The sequence below is a fragment of the Streptococcus sp. oral taxon 064 genome, assembly GCF_001683375.1.
Classification (GTDB): Bacteria; Bacillota; Bacilli; order Lactobacillales; family Streptococcaceae; genus Streptococcus; species Streptococcus oralis_S.
In genome coordinates this window covers 573,780-594,975 of the sequence record NZ_CP016207.1, presented here as the reverse complement: position 1 = coordinate 594,975, position 21,196 = coordinate 573,780, and the positions used below count along the sequence as shown (strand labels likewise).

The following is a 21,196-nucleotide window of genomic DNA, read 5'->3' as shown; positions in this document are numbered from 1 at the left end:
CGTCAACAGGTGTCTTATGACAAGTAACCTTGGCTGTTTAGGCGAAGGGCATCTGCACGAATCAGGGCTTTCTAAGTGACTATTTCCACCGAAATATTATTTATATCAGGAGGACATACACATGTCACGTTATACAGGACCATCTTGGAAACAAGCTCGTCGCCTTGGCCTTTCACTTACAGGTACAGGTAAAGAATTGGCACGTCGTAACTACGTACCAGGACAACACGGACCAAACAACCGTTCTAAATTGTCAGAATACGGTTTGCAATTGGCTGAAAAACAAAAACTTCGTTTCACTTACGGTGTAGGTGAAAAACAATTCCGTAACTTGTTCGTACAAGCTACAAAAATCAAAGGCGGAATCCTAGGTTTCAACTTCATGCTTCTTTTGGAACGTCGTTTGGATAACGTTGTTTACCGTCTTGGCCTTGCGACTACTCGTCGTCAAGCTCGTCAATTCGTAAACCACGGTCACATCCTTGTTGATGGAAAACGCGTTGATATCCCATCATACCGCGTAACTCCAGGTCAAGTGATTTCAGTTCGTGAAAAATCATTGAAAGTTCCAGCTATCCTTGAAGCAGTAGAAGCTACTCTTGGACGTCCAGCATTCGTATCATTCGATGCTGAAAAATTGGAAGGTTCATTGACTCGCTTGCCAGAACGCGACGAAATCAACCCAGAAATCAACGAAGCACTTGTCGTTGAATTCTACAACAAAATGCTTTAATTTTAAGAAATATCTTACAGAAAGCCTACAACAGTGGGCTTTTTGCTTTGTCTTAAAATGTTGATTTCTGGGTTTGCTTAGATATTTGCTAGATTGATTTCATAGCCGTTTCAAAGAATGAGACGGCTTTTTTGGCGTTCATTTTTGAGAGGTAAAAAGAAGCATGACTCTCCCACAGCAATAGAGCTTTTAGGCGGGAAAACCACACTTCTTTCTTAACTAAATTATACATTTTATTGATTTTAAAATCAAATAAAGGTGTCCCACCTCCTACCGCAGAAAGATCTGTTTCAAGGGGAGATGGAAAACCTCTATTCGTTAAATAGATTATAATCGAAAAAATGAATTGACGCAAGTATATTTAAAGCCCACCCATTGGTGATAGTCGGTTCCTTTGCATGCTATAGCATACGACATTTTACAAGGAAAATAAAGTAGTAAGCTAGTCTAATGGAGTATCTGTAGTACTTTAGCAAACAAGGTGTGCTATAATGCTTTTAACAGGAACTAAAAGCCATTAGTAAATAACTAATATTGGGTCATATTGTTCCGCTGTTAGAGAGAAGGAACTCAATGAAACTATGGGAATGTGTTGATAAAAATGTTCGCCTTATTTTAGAAGATGGGACTTCCATCAAGGGCAGGGTGGTTGATTGGTTTGATGGTTATGATTTAGATGGTCCTGACGAATTAGTCATAGGTGATCGCTCATATCCTGAAGATATTATCAAGAAAATCAAAATTATTAGGGCTTAGTTCAACCTAGGCGATTTTATCGACTAGCATAAGAACTATCGAAAAAATAGCAGAGAGGAAAATAAATGAGTAGGCAACTATGGAACTACCTACGCTCAAGAGTTCAGGTAGTCACTAATGACGGCAAGATAATCAAGGGACGTGTAATAGACTTTGTTGACGAAATGGACAATGATGAGCAAGATGAAATCACTATCCTCATTGACAATCCTAGTCCAGATGAAGCTACTGAAATTTCTCTCTTTGAGAGTGAGGTTCTCTCGATTGAAACAATCTCATAGGACTTAGAACAATTTAGGTGCTTTTACCTGCCTTATTTGAAAGAAAATACTATGGAAAAGGATTTAGTTTATATGGCGATATTGGATGATTTACAAGCCTTATATGACAATGGTTGGGATGCCTCTTTTGATTATAATGGTCAAGTATGTGGGATTTTTCCTAATTCTGTTCATGATATTGTAGTGGTGATTGGAGATAAGGAATACCAGGTATCATCATTCATTGATCTGATTTCTCTAAAAATTGACGATAACACTTTAGTAGAAATTATGGATGGAATTGAAGTGCAGTATTATTAAAATAAAAATCATCTTTGATGAATGAACTGCACCCCAAAAATTAGATTTTGTCTGTTAAATTTTTGGAACGTAGCTCAATATGCTACAACGTTCTTATTAGGAGGGGAAGGGTAATGGGTTATAGTCAACAAGTATTAGACATGCTCCAGCAAACAGTCAGTGGTCAGATTGATAATTTTTGGGATTTTTCCTTTACGTTTAACGCTCTTTTTGGAGAAGATGCGGAATTTTCCGAGGCTTGGGATAATGAAAACTCTGAAATGTTTGACGCTCTCAATGACTTTGAGTTGATGATATTTTTAGAGGAACATGATCCAAGCGACAAACAAGGTTTTATCGATTTCTTAACACCTTACTACGAAAAAGCAAAGCAATTAGCCAATATTGAAAGGAATATTTAAATGACACTCTGGAAATTTAACCGTACAGATGTAATTATCACGTTAAAAAATGGCGCGGTAGTTAGAGGATTTGTAGAAGACTATTGTGACGCCTCTGACAATGACGAGGAGATTGACTCCTTGCTGGTAGATGTTGATGGAACTCTTTATGAATATTTTGAAGATGAAATCGTCAGCATCATAGAAAGCTAGTAGTGGGAATAGAATCTAAGGAAAAAATCTTGTTTGTTGAGATTGTTTTAGTTGGGATGGTCCTATATGAAAAAGGATGAAATTAAAAAATATTTAGACAAAGATCTTGAATTTAATTATAATAGCCGAGGTGCTTGCTTTTTATCGAGTATATGTGTAGTTGGTTATGATTATGAAGGTCAGCAGTTTGATACAATTGATGAAGCTATGGAAGCTAAAGTATTTGACGGGAAAAGCTTAGTAGATATATGGGATGAAGTTTTTCCACAAGTTTTTTAAAATGAAAAGCACCTTTGATGAACTGCACCCCAAAAGTTAGATTTTTTCTGTCTAACTTTTGGGGTGCAGTTCAAATGTATGAGATATTTTTAGTTTTGATTTAATTTCGATATTTTTCCGGAAAATACTTATTTTTCGGAAAGTCAAGATTTTGTTATTATTTATGATATACTGGTACCGTAATTATATCCTTACAGAGGTTAAGTAAGGGTTTCAGTACACGTCAATAGATGTCAAAATATTGATTTTAAGCGATTTTTGATTTTTGGAAACTCATTATATCGCACTACAAATCAATAAAAACTCTACCTTTTACTCTACCTTTTTTAGATAAATATATCATCTGGATATTGAAGTTAAGCCCTGCTATCATTTCGATGGCAGGGCTTTTTAATGTTTGGGACACTACCTTCTTATCTATATTTTGATGGAGCTGAAGTTGACATCTACAAAGTTTAATGTTAAAATACATTCAAAAATATATTTGAATGAGGTGCTTTATGGTTCAAAATGTTGTTACTTCAATAATCCTGTATTCTGGGACAGCCGTAGACTTACTTATTATCCTAATGTTATTTTTTGCCAAAAGAAAAAGCAGAAAAGACATCATTAACATCTATTTAGGACAATTTCTAGGCTCTGTTAGTCTAATATTGCTAAGTTTACTTTTTGCATTTGTCTTAAATTATATTCCTAGTAAAGAGATTTTAGGTTTGCTCGGTTTGATTCCAATTTTCCTAGGACTCAAAGTTTTGCTTTTAGGAGATTCTGATGGAGAAGCTATTGCAAAAGATGGTTTGCGCAAAGATAATAAAAACCTGATTTTTCTAGTCGCTATGATTACTTTTGCAAGTTGTGGTGCTGACAATATTGGTGTTTTTGTCCCATATTTTATTACCTTAAATTTAGCGAATTTGATAGTGGCTTTACTTACCTTTCTAGTCATGATTTATCTCTTGGTTTTTTCTGCCCAAAAATTGGCACAAGTCCCTTCTGTTGGAGAAACTTTGGAAAAATATAGCAGATGGTTTATTGCCGTTGTTTATTTAGGACTGGGGATGTATATCCTGATTGAAAACAACAGCTTTAACATGCTAAGGACTGTGTTCGGCTAGGAGAAAAAATTATGAAAAAAGATAGTATCTGCCAAGTGAATATTATAAATCAGCAAAATGTTACAACCGCAACGAACTACCTTGAAAAGGAAAAAGTCCAAAAATCACTTCGTATTTTATCAAAGTTTACCGATAATAAACAGATAAATATCATCTTTTATCTCCTTGCTGTTGAAGAACTCTGTGTCTGTGATATAGCCTGTTTACTAAATCTCAGTATGGCATCTGCCTCCCACCATCTTCGTAAACTAGCCAATCAAAACATCTTGGATACTAGAAGAGAGGGGAAAATTATATATTATTTTATAAAAGATGAGGAAATCAAAGACTTTTTTAATCAACTAGGATAACAACTATTTTTACTACTTTATCATGATTATATATAGGACTTATCTATGAAATTTTTTGATAAAAATTACTCACATGAAAGACTACTCGTAGCAAATCTTTAAGAAAAAAGTATAATTTAAAGCAAAGCGACCTAGGTAATGCAGGTCAAGTTAGCCAAGTTTAAAAGGGAGAAATCTGAAAGAAAATGTATCTTTGATAGTAGTCATTTATTGTGAAATATGATATATTTATTGATTAGATGGATGAATATTTCTAAAGTTAAATAAAATATGACAGATACATGCTTTTTAGTGTATCTTGTTTGTACTCAAAATATGAAGTGACTATCCAATATTTAAGATTAATAAATATTATACGATGAGATAGAATACTACAAAATGAAAGGCAACGTAATCTGATGAAGAAAGATAGATTAATTGCATTGACAGATGCTGTTCTAGCAATTATTATGACCATTTTGATTTTAGAGTTAGAAAAACCAACGACACCAAGTCTTCAAGCTTTTTGGGATTTACGGCAAAATTTCTTTGCTTATTTTCTTTCCTTTTTCTGGTTGGGATCGTTATGGATGGCACTAAACACATTATGGGAAAAGGTTGAGAAAATTTCCTCAGAAATTATTTGGTGGAATTTGTTTCTACTCTTGGAGCGGCAGGAGTTCTCTTTGGAGAATTTCATGCCATCCAAGATACCAGTCTGAATGATGTGGTGGACCGGATCTATATAAATGTCAAGGATTTACCGTTTCAGTCCTTGGGAGCTTTAGCTAATATCCTGTCTGATGTTAAGAAGGGACTGATTCAAGACAGTCATATCTGGTCTTTCTTCCAGTCATTTTTCAAACAATATCAGTTGATAATCAGCTTAAATCAGATCTATCAGTTTGTCTATCTTTCTCTGATGGAGATCATGTCCTATCTTCACTTTGATTATTGGAAAAAACGGCTCGGTCAGGAGCTAGTATGAATAAGGAGAACAAATGAGACGTTTAAAAATGTTATGGCATATTATACAGGTTACGGGTTTTACTCGGTTTGCTCTGAGTTTTGTGACCTTTGTTTTTGGGTCAGGAGGCGTGCTTTTCCTAGTTGAACCTGCTATCACAAATTACGGAGACGGTCTTTGGTATGCTTTTGTGACTTCGACGACTGTCGGCTACGGGGATCTCCTAGCTGTGACCTTGATTGGAAGGATTACCAGTGTCTTCTTGACGATTTATGGGCTCATATTTTTTGGCTGTTTATCAGCTGTTATTATTAATTATTATACCGATTTAAATAAGGAAAGAGGAGAGGACAAATGACTGCCAATTATTCAACACGGGAATACCGTGAGAAATTATACGATGACCTTCATGTTCGATTGAGAGATACAGCGATTTTGATGTGTGCAATTTTTATTGCCTCTATCGGTCTAAATATGAATTCAACAGCTGTTATTATTGGAGCCATGTTAATTTCACCTCTCATGACACCGATTGTTGGACTGGGATTCGGTTTAGCTATTTTTGATACGCGTTTAATCAAGCAATCTCTAGAGGTTTTATTGACTCAAGTGTTGGTCAGTTTGCTTGTCTCGACTCTGTATTTCTGGATTTCTCCCTTGTCTTATGCAAGTAGCGAGTTGATCGCACGAACCTCTCCAACCATTTGGGATGTTCTCATTGCTATTGCTGGTGGGATTGCTGGTGTGATCGGTTCAAGGAAAAAAGAAGCAAACAATATCGTGCCAGGAGTAGCCATTGCTACAGCTTTGATGCCGCCTATCTGTACTGCTGGCTATGGTTTAGCTAATGGGAATGTACGATTTTTATTGGGGGCTCTCTATCTTTTCTTGATCAACTGTGTCTTTATCATGCTAGCCAACATTGTTGGAACAAGAATTTTGATGAGAAAATCTCCTTTAACTTCATTTAAAGAGCTGAGCATTAAAATGAGAATTGGCTTGATTTCTTTGATTGTATTGTTGATTCTTCCAGCTAGCTATTCGGCAGTTACTCTGACAATAGAACAAGCGCGCAAAGAAGGGATCAAACAGTTTGTAGGAAAAGAGTTCGCCAATTATACGGTTATTAATCAAGTCTACAAGTCAAGTAACAATGAATTGGTCTTGACGGTTGTTGGAGATCCGATTTCAGAAGAAGAATTAGAAACACTCCACCAAAAACAAGCCTCTTACGGTATTCAATCTGTTCAATTGAAAGTGAATCAAGTTCAGAACTCGCCAACATTAGATAGTGAAGCGACCAAGGAATTTTATGAAAACATTGACAAGTATATTGATCAAAAACTCTCTGAAAAAGATTCACAAAACGATCTCGTAAAAGAAAATGAAGCAGACAAGGATTGAGGACAATGAACTGAATCGGTTTTTACGCCGTGTTTTTCTTGTATCTTCCTCTTTCTTACTTATAGCAGGTTGTTTTTGCTTGAATAAGAAATAAATTAGAAGTTCTATCATCTAAGAAAAATGATGAAAAAAATCATTTAACTAATGGTGTGAACGTTTAGTGTTTATCAGCTCCATTCTCTGTAATTTTGGGGGTAAAATCCACACCATTTAGATAAAATTAGTTGAATTTGATTGGAAAAACGCTTTTATAAAAGCGGAGAAAAGTCTTGATATTACGCTGTTTTTAGTCCAACTGAAATTCATACTTTCCAAACCAGGTCTTAAGAAAAAAGGTAGAGAAAAAGGTAGAGTTTGGATTGAAATACAGTGCAATATATCGCATTTGGCAAAAAGAAAAAACGCTTTAAATCAGCGTTTTTCTTATGTATTGATTCGTATTGAACCCCTACTTAACTTCTGTAAACACTACGTGCTTGCGAAGTTTTGGTGAGTATTTCTTCAATTGAAGACGGTCTGGAGTGTTACGTTTGTTTTTAGAAGTAAGGTACAAGCGTTCACCAGATTCTTTGTGTTCAAGTGTGATATTTACGCGCATGGTATCTCCCTTCTATTATTCAGCTGATGCAGCTTTAGCGATTTTACGTCCTTTGTAGTATCCTTTAAGTGATACGCGGTGAGAACGTGAGTAATCTCCAGTAGTTTCGTCAAAGTTTACAGATGGAGCTGTTACTTTGTAGTGTGTACGACGTTTGTTTTTCTTCGCTTTTGAGGTGCGACGTGCAGGTACTGCCATTTTCTTTTCTCCTTTAGGTATTTAAATTCGATTCAATCTAGTGATTTTCATCAACCATACTAGGATAACACATTTTTTTTGTAAAGTAAAGTTACTTGACAAAAAAAGATAAAAAAATTAGAAGCTAGTAATCGAAATTTTCTGAAAATTCAAGAATTTTATTCTGTTCTTCATGCGGAAATTGTGCTATAATGGTAAAAACTGAAATGGGAGGGAACAAATGACAGAATTAGATACACGTCACCGCAGTAGCGTTTATGACAGTATGGTGAAATCACCAAACCGTGCCATGCTTCGTGCCACTGGAATGACAGATAAGGACTTTGAAACACCGATTGTGGGAGTGATTTCAACTTGGGCGGAAAATACACCATGTAACATTCACTTGCATGATTTTGGGAAATTGGCTAAAGAAGGTGTCAAATCTGCGGGCGCTTGGCCTGTTCAGTTTGGAACCATTACCGTAGCAGACGGGATCGCCATGGGAACGCCTGGTATGCGTTTCTCTCTAACATCTCGTGACATCATCGCGGACTCTATTGAGGCTGCGATGGGTGGTCACAACGTGGATGCCTTTGTCGCTATCGGTGGCTGTGACAAGAACATGCCTGGTTCTATGATTGCCATTGCCAATATGGATATTCCAGCTATTTTCGCCTATGGTGGTACTATTGCACCGGGAAATCTTGATGGCAAAGACATTGACTTGGTTTCTGTCTTTGAGGGTATCGGAAAATGGAACCATGGTGACATGACAGCTGAGGACGTGAAACGTCTCGAATGTAATGCCTGCCCTGGCCCTGGTGGCTGTGGTGGTATGTATACAGCTAATACCATGGCAACTGCTATCGAAGTTCTCGGTATGAGTTTGCCAGGATCTTCATCTCATCCAGCTGAATCAGCTGACAAGAAAGAAGATATCGAAGCAGCAGGACGTGCTGTTGTCAAGATGCTGGAGCTTGGTCTCAAACCATCAGATATCTTGACTCGTGAAGCTTTTGAAGATGCCATCACTGTAACTATGGCTCTCGGTGGTTCTACAAATGCCACTCTTCACTTGCTTGCCATTGCCCATGCGGCTAATGTTGACTTGTCACTTGAGGACTTCAATACGATCCAAGAGCGCGTGCCTCACTTGGCTGACTTGAAACCATCTGGTCAGTATGTCTTTCAAGACCTCTACGAAGTCGGTGGTGTCCCTGCGGTTATGAAATACCTCTTGGCAAATGGTTTCCTTCATGGCGACCGCATCACATGTACTGGTAAGACAGTCGCTGAAAACTTGGCTGACTTTGCAGACCTTACACCAGGCCAAAAAGTCATTATGCCACTTGAAAATCCAAAACGTGCAGACGGTCCGCTTATCATCTTGAATGGGAACCTTGCCCCTGATGGTGCGGTTGCTAAAGTATCAGGTGTGAAAGTGCGTCGCCACGTTGGACCAGCTAAGGTCTTTGACTCAGAAGAAGATGCTATCCAGGCTGTTCTGACAGATGAAATCGTTGATGGCGATGTAGTTGTTGTCCGTTTCGTTGGGCCTAAGGGTGGTCCTGGTATGCCTGAGATGCTATCCCTTTCATCCATGATCGTTGGTAAAGGTCAAGGAGACAAGGTTGCCCTCTTGACGGATGGACGCTTCTCTGGTGGTACTTATGGTCTGGTTGTCGGACATATCGCTCCTGAAGCTCAGGATGGTGGACCGATTGCTTACCTCCGTACAGGTGATATCGTTACGGTTGACCAAGATACCAAAGAAATTTCCATGGCCGTATCAGAAGAAGAACTTGAAAAACGCAAGGCAGAAACAACATTGCCACCTCTTTACAGCCGTGGTGTTCTCGGTAAATATGCCCATATCGTATCATCTGCTTCACGCGGAGCCGTGACAGACTTCTGGAATATGGACAAGTCAGGTAAAAAGTAAACTCATACTCTTCGAAAATCTCTTCAAACCACATCAACATCGCCTTGCCGTACTCAAGTACAGCCTGCGGCTAGTTTCCTAGTTTGCTCTTTGATTTTCATTGAGTATCAAAAAGCAAGCCATCTTCGGCTTGCTTCTTTTTATCTTCAAAAGTGATTTGCCTGCTTAACGAGGTGGCAGTCCAAGGGCAATACGGCCGTAGCGACTGATTCGTGTGATCTTCCAGGCAGGCGACCAGGTAACTTCAACCTTGACATCTTCGATACCCTCGATTTGTTTCAGACCGGCCACGATTTCGATAGGCAGGCTTTCGGCGCAATCGCAGGCAGTGTCGGTAAAGGTCATGACAATCTTACAGAGACCTGTTTCATCCAGATTAATTTCATAAATCAAGCCCAGATTGTACACATCCAATTCCACATCTGTATCAAAAACCTTCTCTAGTTTTTCGATAATTTGGTCTTGTAAGGCCAAAGCGCGGTCATTGATTTTGATATCGTCTCTCATAACAGTCCCTCCACGTGATAAATATCCTCTATTTTCTCATAATTCTGACAATTTGGCAAGTTTTTGATGAATTTTCTGAAAAGACTCTCTTGAGATTTTCTCCTCTCACTGTTTTAATCCCTCTATTTATGGTAAAATAAGACTATTAAGTTTAAAGAGGATTCCCAATGAAATTACAAAAACCAAAAGGAACGCAGGATATTTTACCTGCTGAGTCTGCCAAGTGGCAGTACGTTGAGGGCTTTGCTCGTGAAATTTTCAAGCGCTATAACTATGCGGAAGTGCGCACGCCTATTTTTGAACACTACGAGGTCATCAGTCGTTCTGTCGGGGACACGACTGATATCGTAACCAAGGAAATGTACGACTTCTATGACAAGGGTGACCGCCATATCACCCTCCGTCCAGAAGGAACTGCGCCCGTTGTCCGTTCCTATGTGGAAAATAAACTCTTCGCACCAGAAGTGCAAAAGCCAAGTAAGTTCTATTACATGGGCCCTATGTTCCGTTATGAGCGTCCACAGGCAGGGCGTTTACGCCAATTTCACCAGATTGGTGTTGAGTGTTTTGGCTCTAGCAATCCAGCTACCGATGTGGAAACCATCGCTATGGCAGCTCATTTCTTGAAAGAAATCGGCATCCAAGGTGTCAAATTACACCTCAACACTCTCGGAAATCCTGAGAGCCGTGCGGCTTATCGTCAGGCCTTGATCGACTATTTGACACCACTCAAGGAGACCCTGTCGAAGGATAGCCAACGTCGTTTGGAGGAAAATCCTCTCCGTGTCTTGGACTCTAAGGAAAAAGATGACAAGGTGGCAGTAGAGAATGCGCCGTCTATCTTGGACTTCCTTGATGAAGAAAGCCAAACTCACTTTGATGCTGTGCGTCAGATGTTGGAAAATCTGGGTGTAGACTATATCATCGATACCAATATGGTGCGTGGTCTGGACTACTACAACCACACGATTTTTGAATTCATCACTGAAATCGAGGGCAATGAATTGACCGTCTGTGCAGGAGGTCGCTACGATGGCTTGGTTGCCTACTTTGGTGGTCCTGAAACTGCTGGATTTGGTTTTGGACTTGGTGTAGAGCGCCTGCTTCTCATCCTTGAAAAGCAAGGTGTAACCCTCCCTATCGAAAATGCCCTAGATGTCTATATCGCAGTCTTGGGTGAAGAAGCAAATGTCAAGGCCTTGGAATTGGTACAAGCCCTTCGCCAACAAGGATTCAAAGCAGAACGTGACTACCTCAACCGAAAGCTCAAAGCTCAGTTCAAGTCAGCCGATGTCTTTGCGGCTAAGACCCTCATCACGCTAGGAGAGAGCGAAGTCGAAAGCAGACAAGTGACGGTTAAGAACAACCAAACACGAGAAGAAGTTCAAGTATCCCTTGAGACCATCAGCCAAAACTTCTCAGACATCTTTGAAAAATTAGGCTTTTAATAGTAGAAAAACTGGTCAGGACCTTACTCCTGACCGTTTTCTTTTGCAAAATGACAAAAATCATAAACTTTTTGACAAATATAGTTGTCAAAAAGAAAAAGATGTGTTACAATGTAAGCAAGTTAAGAGTGAAGGAGAAAGGAATGCTTAAAAATCGTTTAAAAGAGCTTCGGGCTCGCGATGGTCTCAATCAAACAGAGCTGGCCAAACTAGCTGGCGTGTCCAGACAGACCATTAGCCTACTAGAACGGGACGAATACACCCCGTCCATTGTGATCGCCCTGAAGATTTCGCAGATATTCAATGAACCAGTCGAGTCGGTATTTCGGATAGAGGAGGACGAGTGATGAACAAGTATAAAGTGATTTATTATATGAGTGTTTTTGCCTTTATTGTGAATGCTTTTGCTATGATTGGAACATTACTGGGTTGGTTCTATTTTGTTGAAAGTAAGTATTTGTTTTGGATTAATTTAGTCCTCTTGTCCATTTTCAATCGGTTGAAGAAAAAGGAGAAAAATGATGAACAAGTATAAAGTAATCTATTATGTAGTTGCCATAGCTCTATTAGTCAGCGTATTTCTACTGATTGGGATGGACCTAGGCTGGTTTAATCCATATCAAAGCGACCAATTTGTTTGGACCTACTTTGCTCTCATCCCAGTAGTTGACTGGATTGAAAAGAAATCCAAAAATCTAGCAAGTGAAAAAGGAGAATGAATATGAAAAAGTTTTTAGCAGGTTTTCAAGTCGATACTGAGCACAAAGAACTTGCAGGTGTTTGTGCAGGTTTAGGAAATTATTTTAACATTCAAGCCAATATCGTTCGTTTGGTGACAGTCTTGCTGTTTCTCTCTTCGACAGAGATTGGGATTATAACAGTAACTCTCTATGCCTATCTAGCAGGTTGGCTTGGCAATGAACCCTTGGGAGATGGAGCAAAAAAAGCTAGAAACCAAGCTATTTTCTTGTTTGCTGTTTGTTTGATTTTAGTATCACTTGGAACAGAGGGCTTGACAGCTATTTATGAATCAGGTAAAGTGTTTGGTCAGTGGTTAGTTGGATTGGTTTAGTTTAGAAAGAGGATGAATAGAAAAAGAAACGTGGATTGTTATTTTTAATGGCTTTGATCTTGGGAGGCTTCTTGGGCATGTTTGCAGGGATGTTTAAGGCCTATACCGAAAACTATGGAACCATTTTAGATGTCAAAATCGTGATTCCATGGATATCATCTATTTGTTTACTGTTAGGTTTCATTAGTATGTTTTTGACTTTCGATTTCTTAAAGAAAAGCAGAAAATTTCACTCCTTGTATCAAGAGGAAATGGATGATGATCTGAATGAAACCTATTATGTACAAATGTATCGTAATCTCGAGTTTGGAACTATTGCTTTTAATAGTGCAGGCGTAGCGATTTTTTTGGCTCTTTTCATCTCAGGTAGTGAAGTAATTGTACTAAATATCAGCTATATAACCTTATCTCTTTCTTTTTTGGCATTAGTGATGATTTTCAGTGCTCAAAAATATCTCTATAAGACCATTGCGATCGTTCGTCAGTTTGATTTGGAATTCTTCTCTACACCAAAAGATGTCTTGGACTATATAAACTCCTACGATGAAGGGGAGCGCAAGGCTAATTTAGAACAGAGTTTTCGAATTTTATTCCAATTAAACCAGTATGTCCTGCCAACTCTCTATTTTCTAATCGTTCTCTTTTCCTTACTGACAGGAGAGATTCAGTTACTAGCCTTCTTGCTTGTAGGAGCGATCCATATTTATATCAATGTGATGCAATTACCTATGGTAAAACGTTATTTCAAATAGGAGTCTTTTATGAAATTACTTAAAAATCTTGGCTGGTTTCTTCTAGCTGTCCTATCCTTTTACTTTGGCTATGGTCTGATTCAGAGTATGGCTTTATCAGCGCTTGACCTAGGGGCTTCGATCTTTGGAGTCTTGCCACTCTATATCGCTCTGTCAGGGGCCTATGTTTATGGAGTTTACAGATGGTATCAGACAGAAAAGGTTAGCATCCAGACGACAGCTTTTAATCGTTATATCTGGTTGCCTACTCTGGTTTTGCTAGTGGCGATTACAGCCCAGTTCTTTTTGCCAGAAGATCCGTCAGTCAATCAACAAATCGTATCACAACTGACAGTTGCTCAGCCTGTCTTTGGTTTCTTTATGGTGGTAGTCTTTGCTCCTCTGACGGAAGAACTCATCTTTAGAGGGATGTTAGCGCGCTATCTCTTTCCTAAGCAGAACAACGGCAAACAGACAGCTCTGTTTCTCCTCGTATCGAGTGTGCTTTTTGCCTTGATTCATTTTCCAGGAACTTTGCAACAGTTTTTAGTTTATGCTAGTCTGGGATTAAGTTTGGGTCTGGCTTATGTAAGCCGAAAAGGTCTTCTTTACAGCATTTCTCTCCACGCTTTGAATAATTTAATCGGCTTTTTGATGATACTCATGCTATAATAGAGTCAGGAGGTCACATGAAACGAGTAATTTTATTAGCAGTGATTCAAGCAGTCGTTCTATTTTTCATCATTGGAGCGCTAGCTTATGCTTTCAAGGGAGATTTCTTCTATAACTATCTAGCAGTCGTCTTTGCCCCTATTGCAGGTGTCTTGCGCTTTGGGACAGCTTATGCGACGGAGATTGTCCTGCCTAAAAAGGCAGCTGAGATTGCTGAAAAGCGTAAAAAAGGTTAAGAATCATAATCAGAGAATCCGATGACGTTTTCATCGGATTTTTGTCTGTTCGTTTTGATTTCTAAAGACAATCAAACTTTTCTGCTGATTTTCATGAAGAGCCTGCGCTTTTATGGTAAAATAGTAACAGAATAAAAGAGGAGAGAAAACATGAAACGTAGTATGTATGCTGGTCGTGTTCGTGAGGGACACATCGGAAAAGAAATGACCTTGAAAGGATGGGTTGGCCGTCGTCGTGACCTTGGTGGTTTGATCTTTATCGACCTTCGTGACCGTGAAGGAATCATGCAGTTGGTTATCAACCCTGAAAAAGTCTCTGCAGAGGTTATGGCAACAGCTGAAAGCCTTCGTAGCGAATTTGTCATCGAGGTGACTGGACAAGTCGCTGCGCGTGAGCAAGCTAATGATAAATTGCCGACTGGTGCAGTTGAGTTGAACGTGACAGCTTTGGCAGTGCTTAATACAGCCAAAACAACACCTTTTGAGATTAAAGATGGGATTGAGGCCAATGACGATACACGTTTGCGTTACCGTTACCTTGACCTTCGTCGTCCAGAAATGCTAGAAAACCTTAAGCTTCGTGCCAAGGTGACCCACTCTATCCGTAACTACTTGGATGAGTTGGAGTTTATCGATGTGGAGACGCCATTCCTTTCGAAGTCAACGCCAGAAGGGGCGCGTGACTATTTGGTGCCATCTCGTGTCAATAAAGGGCATTTCTACGCTCTTCCTCAAAGTCCACAAATCACTAAGCAACTCTTGATGAATGCTGGGTTTGACCGTTACTACCAAATCGTTAAATGTTTCCGTGATGAGGACTTGCGTGGTGACCGTCAGCCTGAGTTTACTCAGGTCGACTTGGAGACGTCTTTCCTTACGGAGCAAGAGATCCAAGATATCACAGAAGGCTTGATTGCGCGCGTGATGAAAGAAACAAAAGGCATCGAAGTAACTCTTCCATTTCCTCGTATGAAGTATGATGACGCGATGGCTCTTTACGGTTCTGACAAACCTGATACTCGTTTTGATATGTTGCTTCAGGACTTGACAGAAGTGGTTAGAGGTGTTGATTTCAAAGTCTTTTCAGAAGCACCTGCCGTTAAAGCCATTGTAGTCAAAGGAGCTGCAGACAACTACTCCCGTAAAGACATCGACAAGATGACTGAAGTAGCCAAACAATATGGTGCCAAAGGTCTTGCTTGGGTCAAGGTTGTGGATGGAGAATTAAACGGACCAGTTGCCAAGTTCTTGACTGGGATCCAAGCAGACTTGACTGCAGCACTTGGTCTTGAAGATAAGGATTTGGTTCTCTTTGTGGCGGATACGCTTGAAGTGGCGAATGCAACACTAGGTGCCCTTCGTGGACGTATTGCCAAAGAGCTTGGCTTGATTGATAACGATAAGTTCAACTTCCTTTGGGTGGTTGATTGGCCAATGTTTGAATGGTCTGAAGAAGAAGACCGCTACATGAGCGCCCACCATCCATTTACCCTTCCACAGGAAGAAACAGCTCACGAATTAGAAGGTGATTTGGCTAAGGTTCGTGCCATTGCTTACGATATCGTCTTGAACGGTTATGAGCTTGGTGGTGGTAGCCTTCGTATCAACCAAAAAGACCTTCAAGAACGCATGTTTAAGGCTCTTGGTTTCTCGGCTGAAGAAGCAAATGACCAGTTTGGTTTCCTTCTTGAGGCTATGGACTATGGTTTCCCACCACACGGTGGTTTGGCTATCGGTCTTGACCGTTTTGTGATGCTCTTAGCAGGAGAAGAAAATATCCGTGAAGTCATTGCCTTTCCTAAGAACAACAAGGCAACCGATCCAATGACACAAGCTCCATCAACAGTCGCTCTCAAACAACTAGAGGAACTCAGCTTACAAGTAGAAGAAGATGAAACAAGCAAAACAAATTAAGCGGTGGCGCTATTATCTGCGCCGCTTTGCTTATCAGATAAAAATCTTACGAGTTTTACAAAGTATCTCTCGGGAAAAATATGATGAGAAAGTCTCGGCTTCTCTGGTTTATGGCTTTTTGTCAGCAGTAGCAGTCAATTTCTTTTTTCAACCAGGACACGTTTACTCCAGTGGTGCGACGGGTTTGGCACAGATTATCTCTGCTTTGAGTAATCACTGGTTTGGTTTTTATATTCCGATATCGCTGACCTTTTACGCCATCAATTTTCCCTTGATGATTTTGGCTTGGTATCAGATTGGGCATAAGTTTACAATCTTTACCTTTATCACAGTATCCATGAGTTCCCTCTTTATCCAGCTTGTGCCAGTTGTGACCTTGACAGAGGATCCCATCATCAATGCTCTTTTTGGGGGTGTTGTCATGGGCTTGGGGATTGGTTTTGCACTCCGTAACAATATTTCTAGCGGAGGTACAGATATCGTCAGTCTCACCATTCGAAAGAAAACGGGTAAGAATGTCGGCAGTATTTCTTTCTTGGTAAATGGAACCATCATGCTGATAGCAGGTCTGACCTTTGGTTGGAAATACGCCCTCTACTCTATGATTACCATTTTTGTATCGAGCCGTGTGACAGACGCGGTCTTTACAAAGCAAAAACGAATGCAGGCCATGATTGTGACCAATAATCCTGACAAGGTAATCGCAAAAATCCATAAAAAATTGCACCGTGGAGCAACCATGATCCACGATGCAGAAGGAACCTATAATCATGAGAGAAAAGCAGTCTTGATCACTGTTATCACGCGAGCAGAGTTTAATGATTTTAAACACATCATGAAACAGGTCGATCCAACAGCCTTTGTCTCTGTATCTGAAAATGTCCACATCCTAGGACGATTCGTAGAAACAGACAATTAATCATACTCAAAAGACCAGCCTTGGGGCTGGTCTTTATTTTTCGATAATTTTGTGTCCAATCAACTGGCGGTAACAAATCTGTTTATTGTTTTTGGCATCGTTAATAATCTGGAGAATGGTTTCAAAGGAAACGCGCCCGAGTTCTAAGCTATTGATATCCACATAGGCTGCCAAGTTCAGTTTAGGGTTGACCGAGTCAAAGCTGAGGACAGGGACATCCAGTTGGTGTTTTGCGATGTAATCACAGACCCCTGCAGCAAGAAGGCTATCAATAGTAATAATAGCATCAATATTTGGATCATGCTCGAAGAGAAGTTTACTAAAGCGATAACCATTATCTTCAAGAAATTCGGTCGCAAAGTAGGTCAGATTTGGATCAATAGGAAGTTGGTATTGTTTAAGAGCTAACTCATAACCCATTAGACGATCTTGTGTTACGAAAAGTTTTTTGGTTCCTCCGATGAAGGCAATTCGCTTGCATCCTTTTTTGATGAAATATTCTGTTGCATCAAAACCTGCCTGGACATTGTCATTATCGACGAGCGGAATGAAGGGAGATAGAGATTTACCTAAGATAAGGAAAGGAAATTGCTCATCTGCTACTAGCTTAACCAAAGGATCTTCTTCTTGGGCATAGAGGAAAATCAAACCATCTACACGCTTACCATAGACCATCTGGGAAATAGCTTTGAGCCGCTCTTTTGCATCTTTCCCCGTTGCAATCTGAATAGCATAGTGGTTCTCAGATGCCACTTGGGCGATCCCTCGTAGAACAGATGGGAAGAAAGGATTTTGGTAAAAGGCATCCGAGTCGTCAGGGAGCACTAGGCCGATAACTTGAGTATAGCTACTTACCAAGCTACGAGCATTGAGATTGGGGTGGTAGTTGAGCTCCTTCATCGCCTTGCGAACTCGTTTTTTGGTTTCATCACTAATCGTTGATTTGTTTTGAATAACGCGGGTAACAGTTGAAGGTGAGACACCTGCTGCCTTGGCCACGTCTTTAATCGTAACGGGCATAAAAATCTCCTATTTATGATAATCTGGATCACGGAAGTGTGTCTTGTAAAAAATGGTGACCAGATAAAGAACAAAAAGAATGTTTTGTACAGTGATAAGGGTCGCCATATTTTGGCCAAAAAGTCCCAAAATAAGCGTAATCAGAGTGGGTAATCCTAAACAGTTCAAGATAAAATGGTAGCACTCTTTAAAGCTCCTAAATGAAAAGAGGCGTGATTTTTTGGTGATATAAAGGAGGAGACTAGCTCCAAGAGAGACAATAAAGAAATTCAATCCAAAGAGGAAGCTTGCACCAAGAACGAGAAAGAGACTGATATAGACACGGTTCTGTTGGTACCAGTCTTTAGAAATAGCCTGGGTTAAAGTTTCCTTACTCTGGAAACTCTCCGTTTGAATGGCGTGGTAGCGAATGCGAGTTAGTTCCTTACTTTCCTTACTGATGACGAGTTCTTTCGTATCAAAATGAAGTTGCAAATCCTTTGGCAATTCCTTACTTGGACTTGGGCCAATCAAAAGAGAAGGCTGCTGATTCTTTGTACCTGAGTAGTTCAGCTTTCCATCAACGATTTGTGCATTCTCTGACAAGTCCATGATGGCTTCATCTGTCAGGGGTGTATAGACATTATCGATAAAGGTATCCAGTGGATACGTTTCCTGTGAGCTGTTTTGAATGGCAATGGGTACCATAGACAAGCTGATAAGGAAGAGACTGGTAAAGAGGAGTTGAAACCAGTTGAGTCCAAAACGTTTTGACAGGGGCTTACGAAATCCCCAAATACTTGAAAAATATGAAAATGGATATGGAAGCATTTGTATCTTTCTAAAAGGTGTTTTCTATATGAGTATTATTATATAGAGAAATGTGCTTTATTTCAAGTCTAGTAGATAAATTGCTTACTGAAAAGCTGATTTTGCTACTATTTGCGGTCTTGTGTCTAATCTTTCAACTTTAGAAACAAGATCAAAATGAAAAAGGGTGGCGGGGATAGATTATCCCTTGTCGCCACCACTTGTAAGTCCTGAAACAAAGTTCTTTTGTAGGAAGAAGAAGAGAATACAGATTGGAAGCGCGATGAGAATAGCACCTGCTGAGAAGTAGGCGATCTTCAAGTTTTTCACATTGCTGACAAAGGTCTGTAGACCAACGGCAACTGTAAAGTATTCTTTCTCACGAAGCAAGAAACTAGAGAGGATATAGTCTCCGAAAGGTCCCATGAAGGCCCAGAGGGCTTGTACCGCAACCATTGGGCGAACAAGAGGGAGAACGATTTGCCAGAAGCGGCGGAAGTGTCCTGCACCATCTAGTTTTGCTGATTCATCAAGAGACATTGGTACGGTATCAAAGTAACCTTTCATCAACCAAGCGTTCATAGGGATACCACCACCGACATAGAGGAAGATGAGGAACCAGCTATGGTTAAGGGCGTTCAACATAAGTGCCATAACGAAGAAGGCAGTCAAAGCAGCCATGGTTGGCACCATTTGGATAATCAAGAAGAAGACCAAACTTTGTTTACGAGCCAAGAAGTTGTATCGACTGTAGGCATAACCAGCAAGTACGATGATGCTTGTTTGGACAGCCATTGTAATCAAGGCAATGATCAAGGTATTGAGATACCAAGTGCCGTACAAGGTTTCAGTGAAGAGTCCTTTAAAGTTATCAAAACTAAAATCGACGTTACCATCTAGTTTAAAGGCTACCACGTTACCAGACTTGAAGGCTGACATAATGGTGATCAAAAGTGGATAGATAATCACGATTGATAAGCCAATCAAGTAGAGGTAAGTGAGGGTTTGAGTCAGTCTACGTTTGAGTTTGATTGAGTTATTCATCTTAGACGTCCTCCATATCAAATGCGTGTAGTTTCTTGAATGCAATCATAGAGATAGAGATGACAATGATGGAGATAATCAAGGTAACAGCTGCCGCCATAGAGTATTGTGGGGCTGTACCAGTTGTCAAACGGTAAATCCATGAAATCAAGATATCAGTTGAACCGGCTCCACCACCAACGCTACCAGGTCCTCCACCATTGAAGAGGTACATGATAGAGAAGTTGTTAAAGTTGAAGGTGTATTGACTAATCAATGTTGGAGCTGCAACAGCCAAGATCATTGGGAAAGTGATGTTGCGGAATTTTTGCCAAGCATTGGCACCATCGATGTAAGCCGCTTCGTAGAGGTCGTTAGGAATAGACTGCAAGATACCCAAAGTCAAAACGTAGATGTATGGGAATCCTAGCCAACCTTGCATCATAATCAAGGCAATCTTAGTCCAAGTCGGATCGGTTTTCCAAGGGATAAGAGCTCCATCTAGGAAAGGAAGGACCTTAGACAAAAGAGGCAAGACTTGGGTGTTGATAGCACCAACACTATCATTAAACATATTTGAGAATGTCAAGATAGTGATGAAGGCTGGAACTGCCCAAGGAAGAAGGAAAATAACACCGAAGATACGTTTTCCTTTGATAAATGGTTGGTTGGCAATGATTGCAGTAAAGATACCAATGACAATCTGCAAAGTAGAAGCAGATAAAGCCCAGATAATGGTCCAAGAAAGAACGGAACCAAAGGCTGAACGGAAGGTACTCAAACTCCAGATGTTTGTGAAGTTCGTCAAACCAACCCAGTCCAACAATTTATTTGGTGGTAAGTGTTGGAAGTCATAGTTGGTAAAGGCAATCATCAAGGTTACGATAACTGGGAAGATAATGGCGAAGGTCATGGCAACGTAAGATGGAATGATCAAGAGGTATGGGAATCCATTTTCATAAATGCCTTTAATCATGTCCTTGAAGGTACGAGCTACGGGAATACCGTTGTTGATACGTTTAGCAGTCGTATGTGCATCCTTAATATTAAAGATGTAAAAGAGCAAGTAAACGACAACAAAGATAGAATGGAAAGCACCACGAATCAGCATAAAGAGGGAATTATCACGACCTGGCTTGTCACCAAGAGTGATCAAATTGTGCAATTCAGGGGCTGCAAGTGCTAGGAAATAAAGAACAAATACGATAGTTACACCAAGGAAGATAAAACCTTTGGCCTTTTGTTTATTGTAAATCTGTCCTAACCCAGGAATCACTGAAAGCAAGGCTGCTTTGCTAGGTTGTTGGTTTTCCATGAATACTCCTTTCATAGGATACGAGATTGAAGTTTGTCTCCAATCACTAGATAGGCAACTGCAATCATTCGTA

Annotated in this window: 31 protein-coding genes and 1 pseudogene; 24 read left to right on the top strand and 8 right to left on the bottom strand. The window is 40.0% G+C overall.

The window, feature by feature from the left end; genetic code table 11:
• Positions 1-121: 121 nt before the first annotated feature.
• The 7 genes from rpsD to AXF18_RS02955 all read left to right on the top strand — a co-directional run bounded on the left by rpsD (position 122) and on the right by AXF18_RS02955 (position 2,942).
• Entirely contained in the window at positions 122-733 is a 612-nt protein-coding gene (gene rpsD / locus AXF18_RS02990) for a 30S ribosomal protein S4 (protein ID WP_000092756.1), read from the top strand.
• A gap of 573 nt (positions 734-1,306) precedes the next feature.
• Positions 1,307-1,489 (top strand): 4-hydroxy-3-methylbut-2-enyl diphosphate reductase, encoded by a 183-nt coding sequence (locus AXF18_RS02980; protein WP_065371440.1) that lies wholly within the window; start codon positions 1,307-1,309, stop codon positions 1,487-1,489.
• Between the two features lie 65 nt (positions 1,490-1,554).
• Positions 1,555-1,770, top strand: coding sequence for a hypothetical protein (locus tag AXF18_RS02975; protein WP_049484499.1), 216 nt, complete (start codon positions 1,555-1,557; stop codon positions 1,768-1,770).
• Between the two features lie 72 nt (positions 1,771-1,842).
• Positions 1,843-2,070: a 16S rRNA processing protein RimM gene (locus AXF18_RS02970; RefSeq protein WP_065371935.1), complete on the top strand. Its 228-nt coding sequence runs from the start codon at positions 1,843-1,845 to the stop codon at positions 2,068-2,070.
• 113 nt (positions 2,071-2,183) lie between these two features.
• On the top strand, positions 2,184-2,471 hold the full coding sequence (locus AXF18_RS02965; RefSeq protein WP_000542381.1) for a hypothetical protein: 288 nt from the start codon (positions 2,184-2,186) through the stop codon (positions 2,469-2,471).
• Positions 2,472-2,663, top strand: coding sequence for a hypothetical protein (locus tag AXF18_RS02960; protein ID WP_000177340.1), 192 nt, complete (start codon positions 2,472-2,474; stop codon positions 2,661-2,663).
• Positions 2,664-2,729: 66 nt separating this feature from the next.
• A complete protein-coding gene (locus AXF18_RS02955; protein WP_000710706.1) occupies positions 2,730-2,942 on the top strand; it encodes a hypothetical protein in 213 nt (70 codons plus the stop codon).
• 286 nt (positions 2,943-3,228) lie between these two features.
• On the opposite strand, the gene AXF18_RS10260 is transcribed toward AXF18_RS02955, so the two are convergent.
• Positions 3,229-3,414 carry a hypothetical protein gene (locus AXF18_RS10260; protein WP_009013804.1) on the bottom strand — a complete coding sequence of 62 codons (186 nt, stop codon included), beginning with the start codon at positions 3,412-3,414 and terminating at the stop codon, positions 3,229-3,231.
• Positions 3,415-3,442: 28 nt separating this feature from the next.
• Between AXF18_RS10260 and AXF18_RS02950 the strand changes: the two genes are divergently transcribed.
• From AXF18_RS02950 to AXF18_RS02930, 6 genes and pseudogenes are all read left to right on the top strand, one after another.
• Positions 3,443-4,057, top strand: coding sequence for a CadD family cadmium resistance transporter (locus AXF18_RS02950; RefSeq protein WP_000250556.1), 615 nt, complete (start codon positions 3,443-3,445; stop codon positions 4,055-4,057).
• A gap of 11 nt (positions 4,058-4,068) precedes the next feature.
• Entirely contained in the window at positions 4,069-4,407 is a 339-nt protein-coding gene (cadX, locus tag AXF18_RS02945; protein WP_000711083.1) for a Cd(II)/Zn(II)-sensing metalloregulatory transcriptional regulator CadX, read from the top strand.
• Positions 4,408-4,805: 398 nt separating this feature from the next.
• A pseudogene (locus AXF18_RS09915) lies at positions 4,806-5,051 on the top strand (TMEM175 family protein); the annotation flags it as partial.
• Positions 5,033-5,374, top strand: a complete 342-nt coding sequence (locus tag AXF18_RS02940) for a hypothetical protein (protein ID WP_000397556.1) — start codon at positions 5,033-5,035, stop codon at positions 5,372-5,374. The pseudogene AXF18_RS09915 and the gene AXF18_RS02940, both read left to right, overlap by 19 nt.
• 13 nt (positions 5,375-5,387) lie before the next feature.
• Positions 5,388-5,711, top strand: coding sequence for a potassium channel family protein (locus AXF18_RS02935; protein WP_001253404.1), 324 nt, complete (start codon positions 5,388-5,390; stop codon positions 5,709-5,711).
• Positions 5,708-6,757, top strand: coding sequence for a DUF389 domain-containing protein (locus tag AXF18_RS02930; RefSeq protein WP_000126416.1), 1,050 nt, complete (start codon positions 5,708-5,710; stop codon positions 6,755-6,757). Before AXF18_RS02935 ends, AXF18_RS02930 begins: the two co-directional genes overlap by 4 nt.
• A 448-nt stretch (positions 6,758-7,205) precedes the next feature.
• Here the strand turns inward: AXF18_RS02930 and rpmG are convergent, their stop codons facing one another.
• Both rpmG and rpmF read right to left on the bottom strand, forming a co-directional pair.
• The gene (gene rpmG / locus AXF18_RS02925; RefSeq protein WP_001265622.1) at positions 7,206-7,355 is read right to left on the bottom strand and encodes a 50S ribosomal protein L33; all 150 of its coding nucleotides are present in this window, start codon (positions 7,353-7,355) and stop codon (positions 7,206-7,208) included.
• 15 nt (positions 7,356-7,370) lie between these two features.
• On the bottom strand, positions 7,371-7,553 hold the full coding sequence (gene rpmF, locus AXF18_RS02920; RefSeq protein ID WP_000290417.1) for a 50S ribosomal protein L32: 183 nt from the start codon (positions 7,551-7,553) through the stop codon (positions 7,371-7,373).
• A 220-nt stretch (positions 7,554-7,773) separates the two neighbouring features.
• Here rpmF and ilvD point away from each other — a divergent pair, with 220 nt between their 5' ends.
• On the top strand, positions 7,774-9,477 hold the full coding sequence (gene ilvD, locus AXF18_RS02915) for a dihydroxy-acid dehydratase (protein WP_000137380.1): 1,704 nt from the start codon (positions 7,774-7,776) through the stop codon (positions 9,475-9,477).
• Between the two features lie 165 nt (positions 9,478-9,642).
• Here ilvD and AXF18_RS02910 read toward each other — a convergent pair whose 3' ends face one another.
• Positions 9,643-9,984, bottom strand: coding sequence for a metal-sulfur cluster assembly factor (locus tag AXF18_RS02910; protein ID WP_001204052.1), 342 nt, complete (start codon positions 9,982-9,984; stop codon positions 9,643-9,645).
• Between the two features lie 167 nt (positions 9,985-10,151).
• Here AXF18_RS02910 and hisS point away from each other — a divergent pair, with 167 nt between their 5' ends.
• The 10 genes from hisS to AXF18_RS02860 all read left to right on the top strand — a co-directional run bounded on the left by hisS (position 10,152) and on the right by AXF18_RS02860 (position 16,976).
• A complete protein-coding gene (gene hisS, locus AXF18_RS02905; RefSeq protein WP_000775841.1) occupies positions 10,152-11,432 on the top strand; it encodes a histidine--tRNA ligase in 1,281 nt (426 codons plus the stop codon).
• 143 nt (positions 11,433-11,575) lie between these two features.
• Positions 11,576-11,779, top strand: coding sequence for a helix-turn-helix transcriptional regulator (locus AXF18_RS02900; RefSeq protein WP_000916947.1), 204 nt, complete (start codon positions 11,576-11,578; stop codon positions 11,777-11,779).
• Positions 11,779-11,967: a hypothetical protein gene (locus AXF18_RS02895; protein WP_001046120.1), complete on the top strand. Its 189-nt coding sequence runs from the start codon at positions 11,779-11,781 to the stop codon at positions 11,965-11,967. Before AXF18_RS02900 ends, AXF18_RS02895 begins: the two co-directional genes overlap by 1 nt.
• On the top strand, positions 11,954-12,151 hold the full coding sequence (locus AXF18_RS02890; RefSeq protein WP_033583605.1) for a hypothetical protein: 198 nt from the start codon (positions 11,954-11,956) through the stop codon (positions 12,149-12,151). Before AXF18_RS02895 ends, AXF18_RS02890 begins: the two co-directional genes overlap by 14 nt.
• Before the next feature lie 2 nt (positions 12,152-12,153).
• A complete protein-coding gene (locus AXF18_RS02885) occupies positions 12,154-12,504 on the top strand; it encodes a PspC domain-containing protein (protein ID WP_033583608.1) in 351 nt (116 codons plus the stop codon).
• 47 nt (positions 12,505-12,551) lie between these two features.
• Positions 12,552-13,256, top strand: a complete 705-nt coding sequence (locus AXF18_RS02880) for a DUF3169 family protein (RefSeq protein ID WP_065371439.1) — start codon at positions 12,552-12,554, stop codon at positions 13,254-13,256.
• A gap of 9 nt (positions 13,257-13,265) precedes the next feature.
• A complete protein-coding gene (locus tag AXF18_RS02875) occupies positions 13,266-13,907 on the top strand; it encodes a CPBP family intramembrane glutamic endopeptidase (RefSeq protein ID WP_000771226.1) in 642 nt (213 codons plus the stop codon).
• A gap of 17 nt (positions 13,908-13,924) precedes the next feature.
• Positions 13,925-14,143: a hypothetical protein gene (locus tag AXF18_RS02870; RefSeq protein ID WP_000832179.1), complete on the top strand. Its 219-nt coding sequence runs from the start codon at positions 13,925-13,927 to the stop codon at positions 14,141-14,143.
• A gap of 150 nt (positions 14,144-14,293) precedes the next feature.
• On the top strand, positions 14,294-16,057 hold the full coding sequence (aspS, locus tag AXF18_RS02865; RefSeq protein ID WP_065371438.1) for an aspartate--tRNA ligase: 1,764 nt from the start codon (positions 14,294-14,296) through the stop codon (positions 16,055-16,057).
• A complete protein-coding gene (locus AXF18_RS02860; protein ID WP_000806271.1) occupies positions 16,035-16,976 on the top strand; it encodes a YitT family protein in 942 nt (313 codons plus the stop codon). Before aspS ends, AXF18_RS02860 begins: the two co-directional genes overlap by 23 nt.
• A gap of 33 nt (positions 16,977-17,009) precedes the next feature.
• Here the strand turns inward: AXF18_RS02860 and AXF18_RS02855 are convergent, their stop codons facing one another.
• From AXF18_RS02855 to AXF18_RS02840, 4 genes are all read right to left on the bottom strand, one after another.
• On the bottom strand, positions 17,010-17,996 hold the full coding sequence (locus AXF18_RS02855) for a LacI family DNA-binding transcriptional regulator (RefSeq protein WP_001145418.1): 987 nt from the start codon (positions 17,994-17,996) through the stop codon (positions 17,010-17,012).
• Between the two features lie 9 nt (positions 17,997-18,005).
• Positions 18,006-18,806 (bottom strand): DUF1189 domain-containing protein, encoded by an 801-nt coding sequence (locus AXF18_RS02850; protein ID WP_065371437.1) that lies wholly within the window; start codon positions 18,804-18,806, stop codon positions 18,006-18,008.
• Positions 18,807-18,986: 180 nt separating this feature from the next.
• Complete coding sequence (locus AXF18_RS02845) at positions 18,987-19,829, bottom strand: sugar ABC transporter permease (RefSeq protein ID WP_001065651.1); 843 nt, start codon at positions 19,827-19,829, stop codon at positions 18,987-18,989.
• 1 nt (position 19,830) lies between these two features.
• Complete coding sequence (locus tag AXF18_RS02840) at positions 19,831-21,123, bottom strand: sugar ABC transporter permease (RefSeq protein WP_065371436.1); 1,293 nt, start codon at positions 21,121-21,123, stop codon at positions 19,831-19,833.
• Positions 21,124-21,196 lie beyond the last annotated feature (73 nt).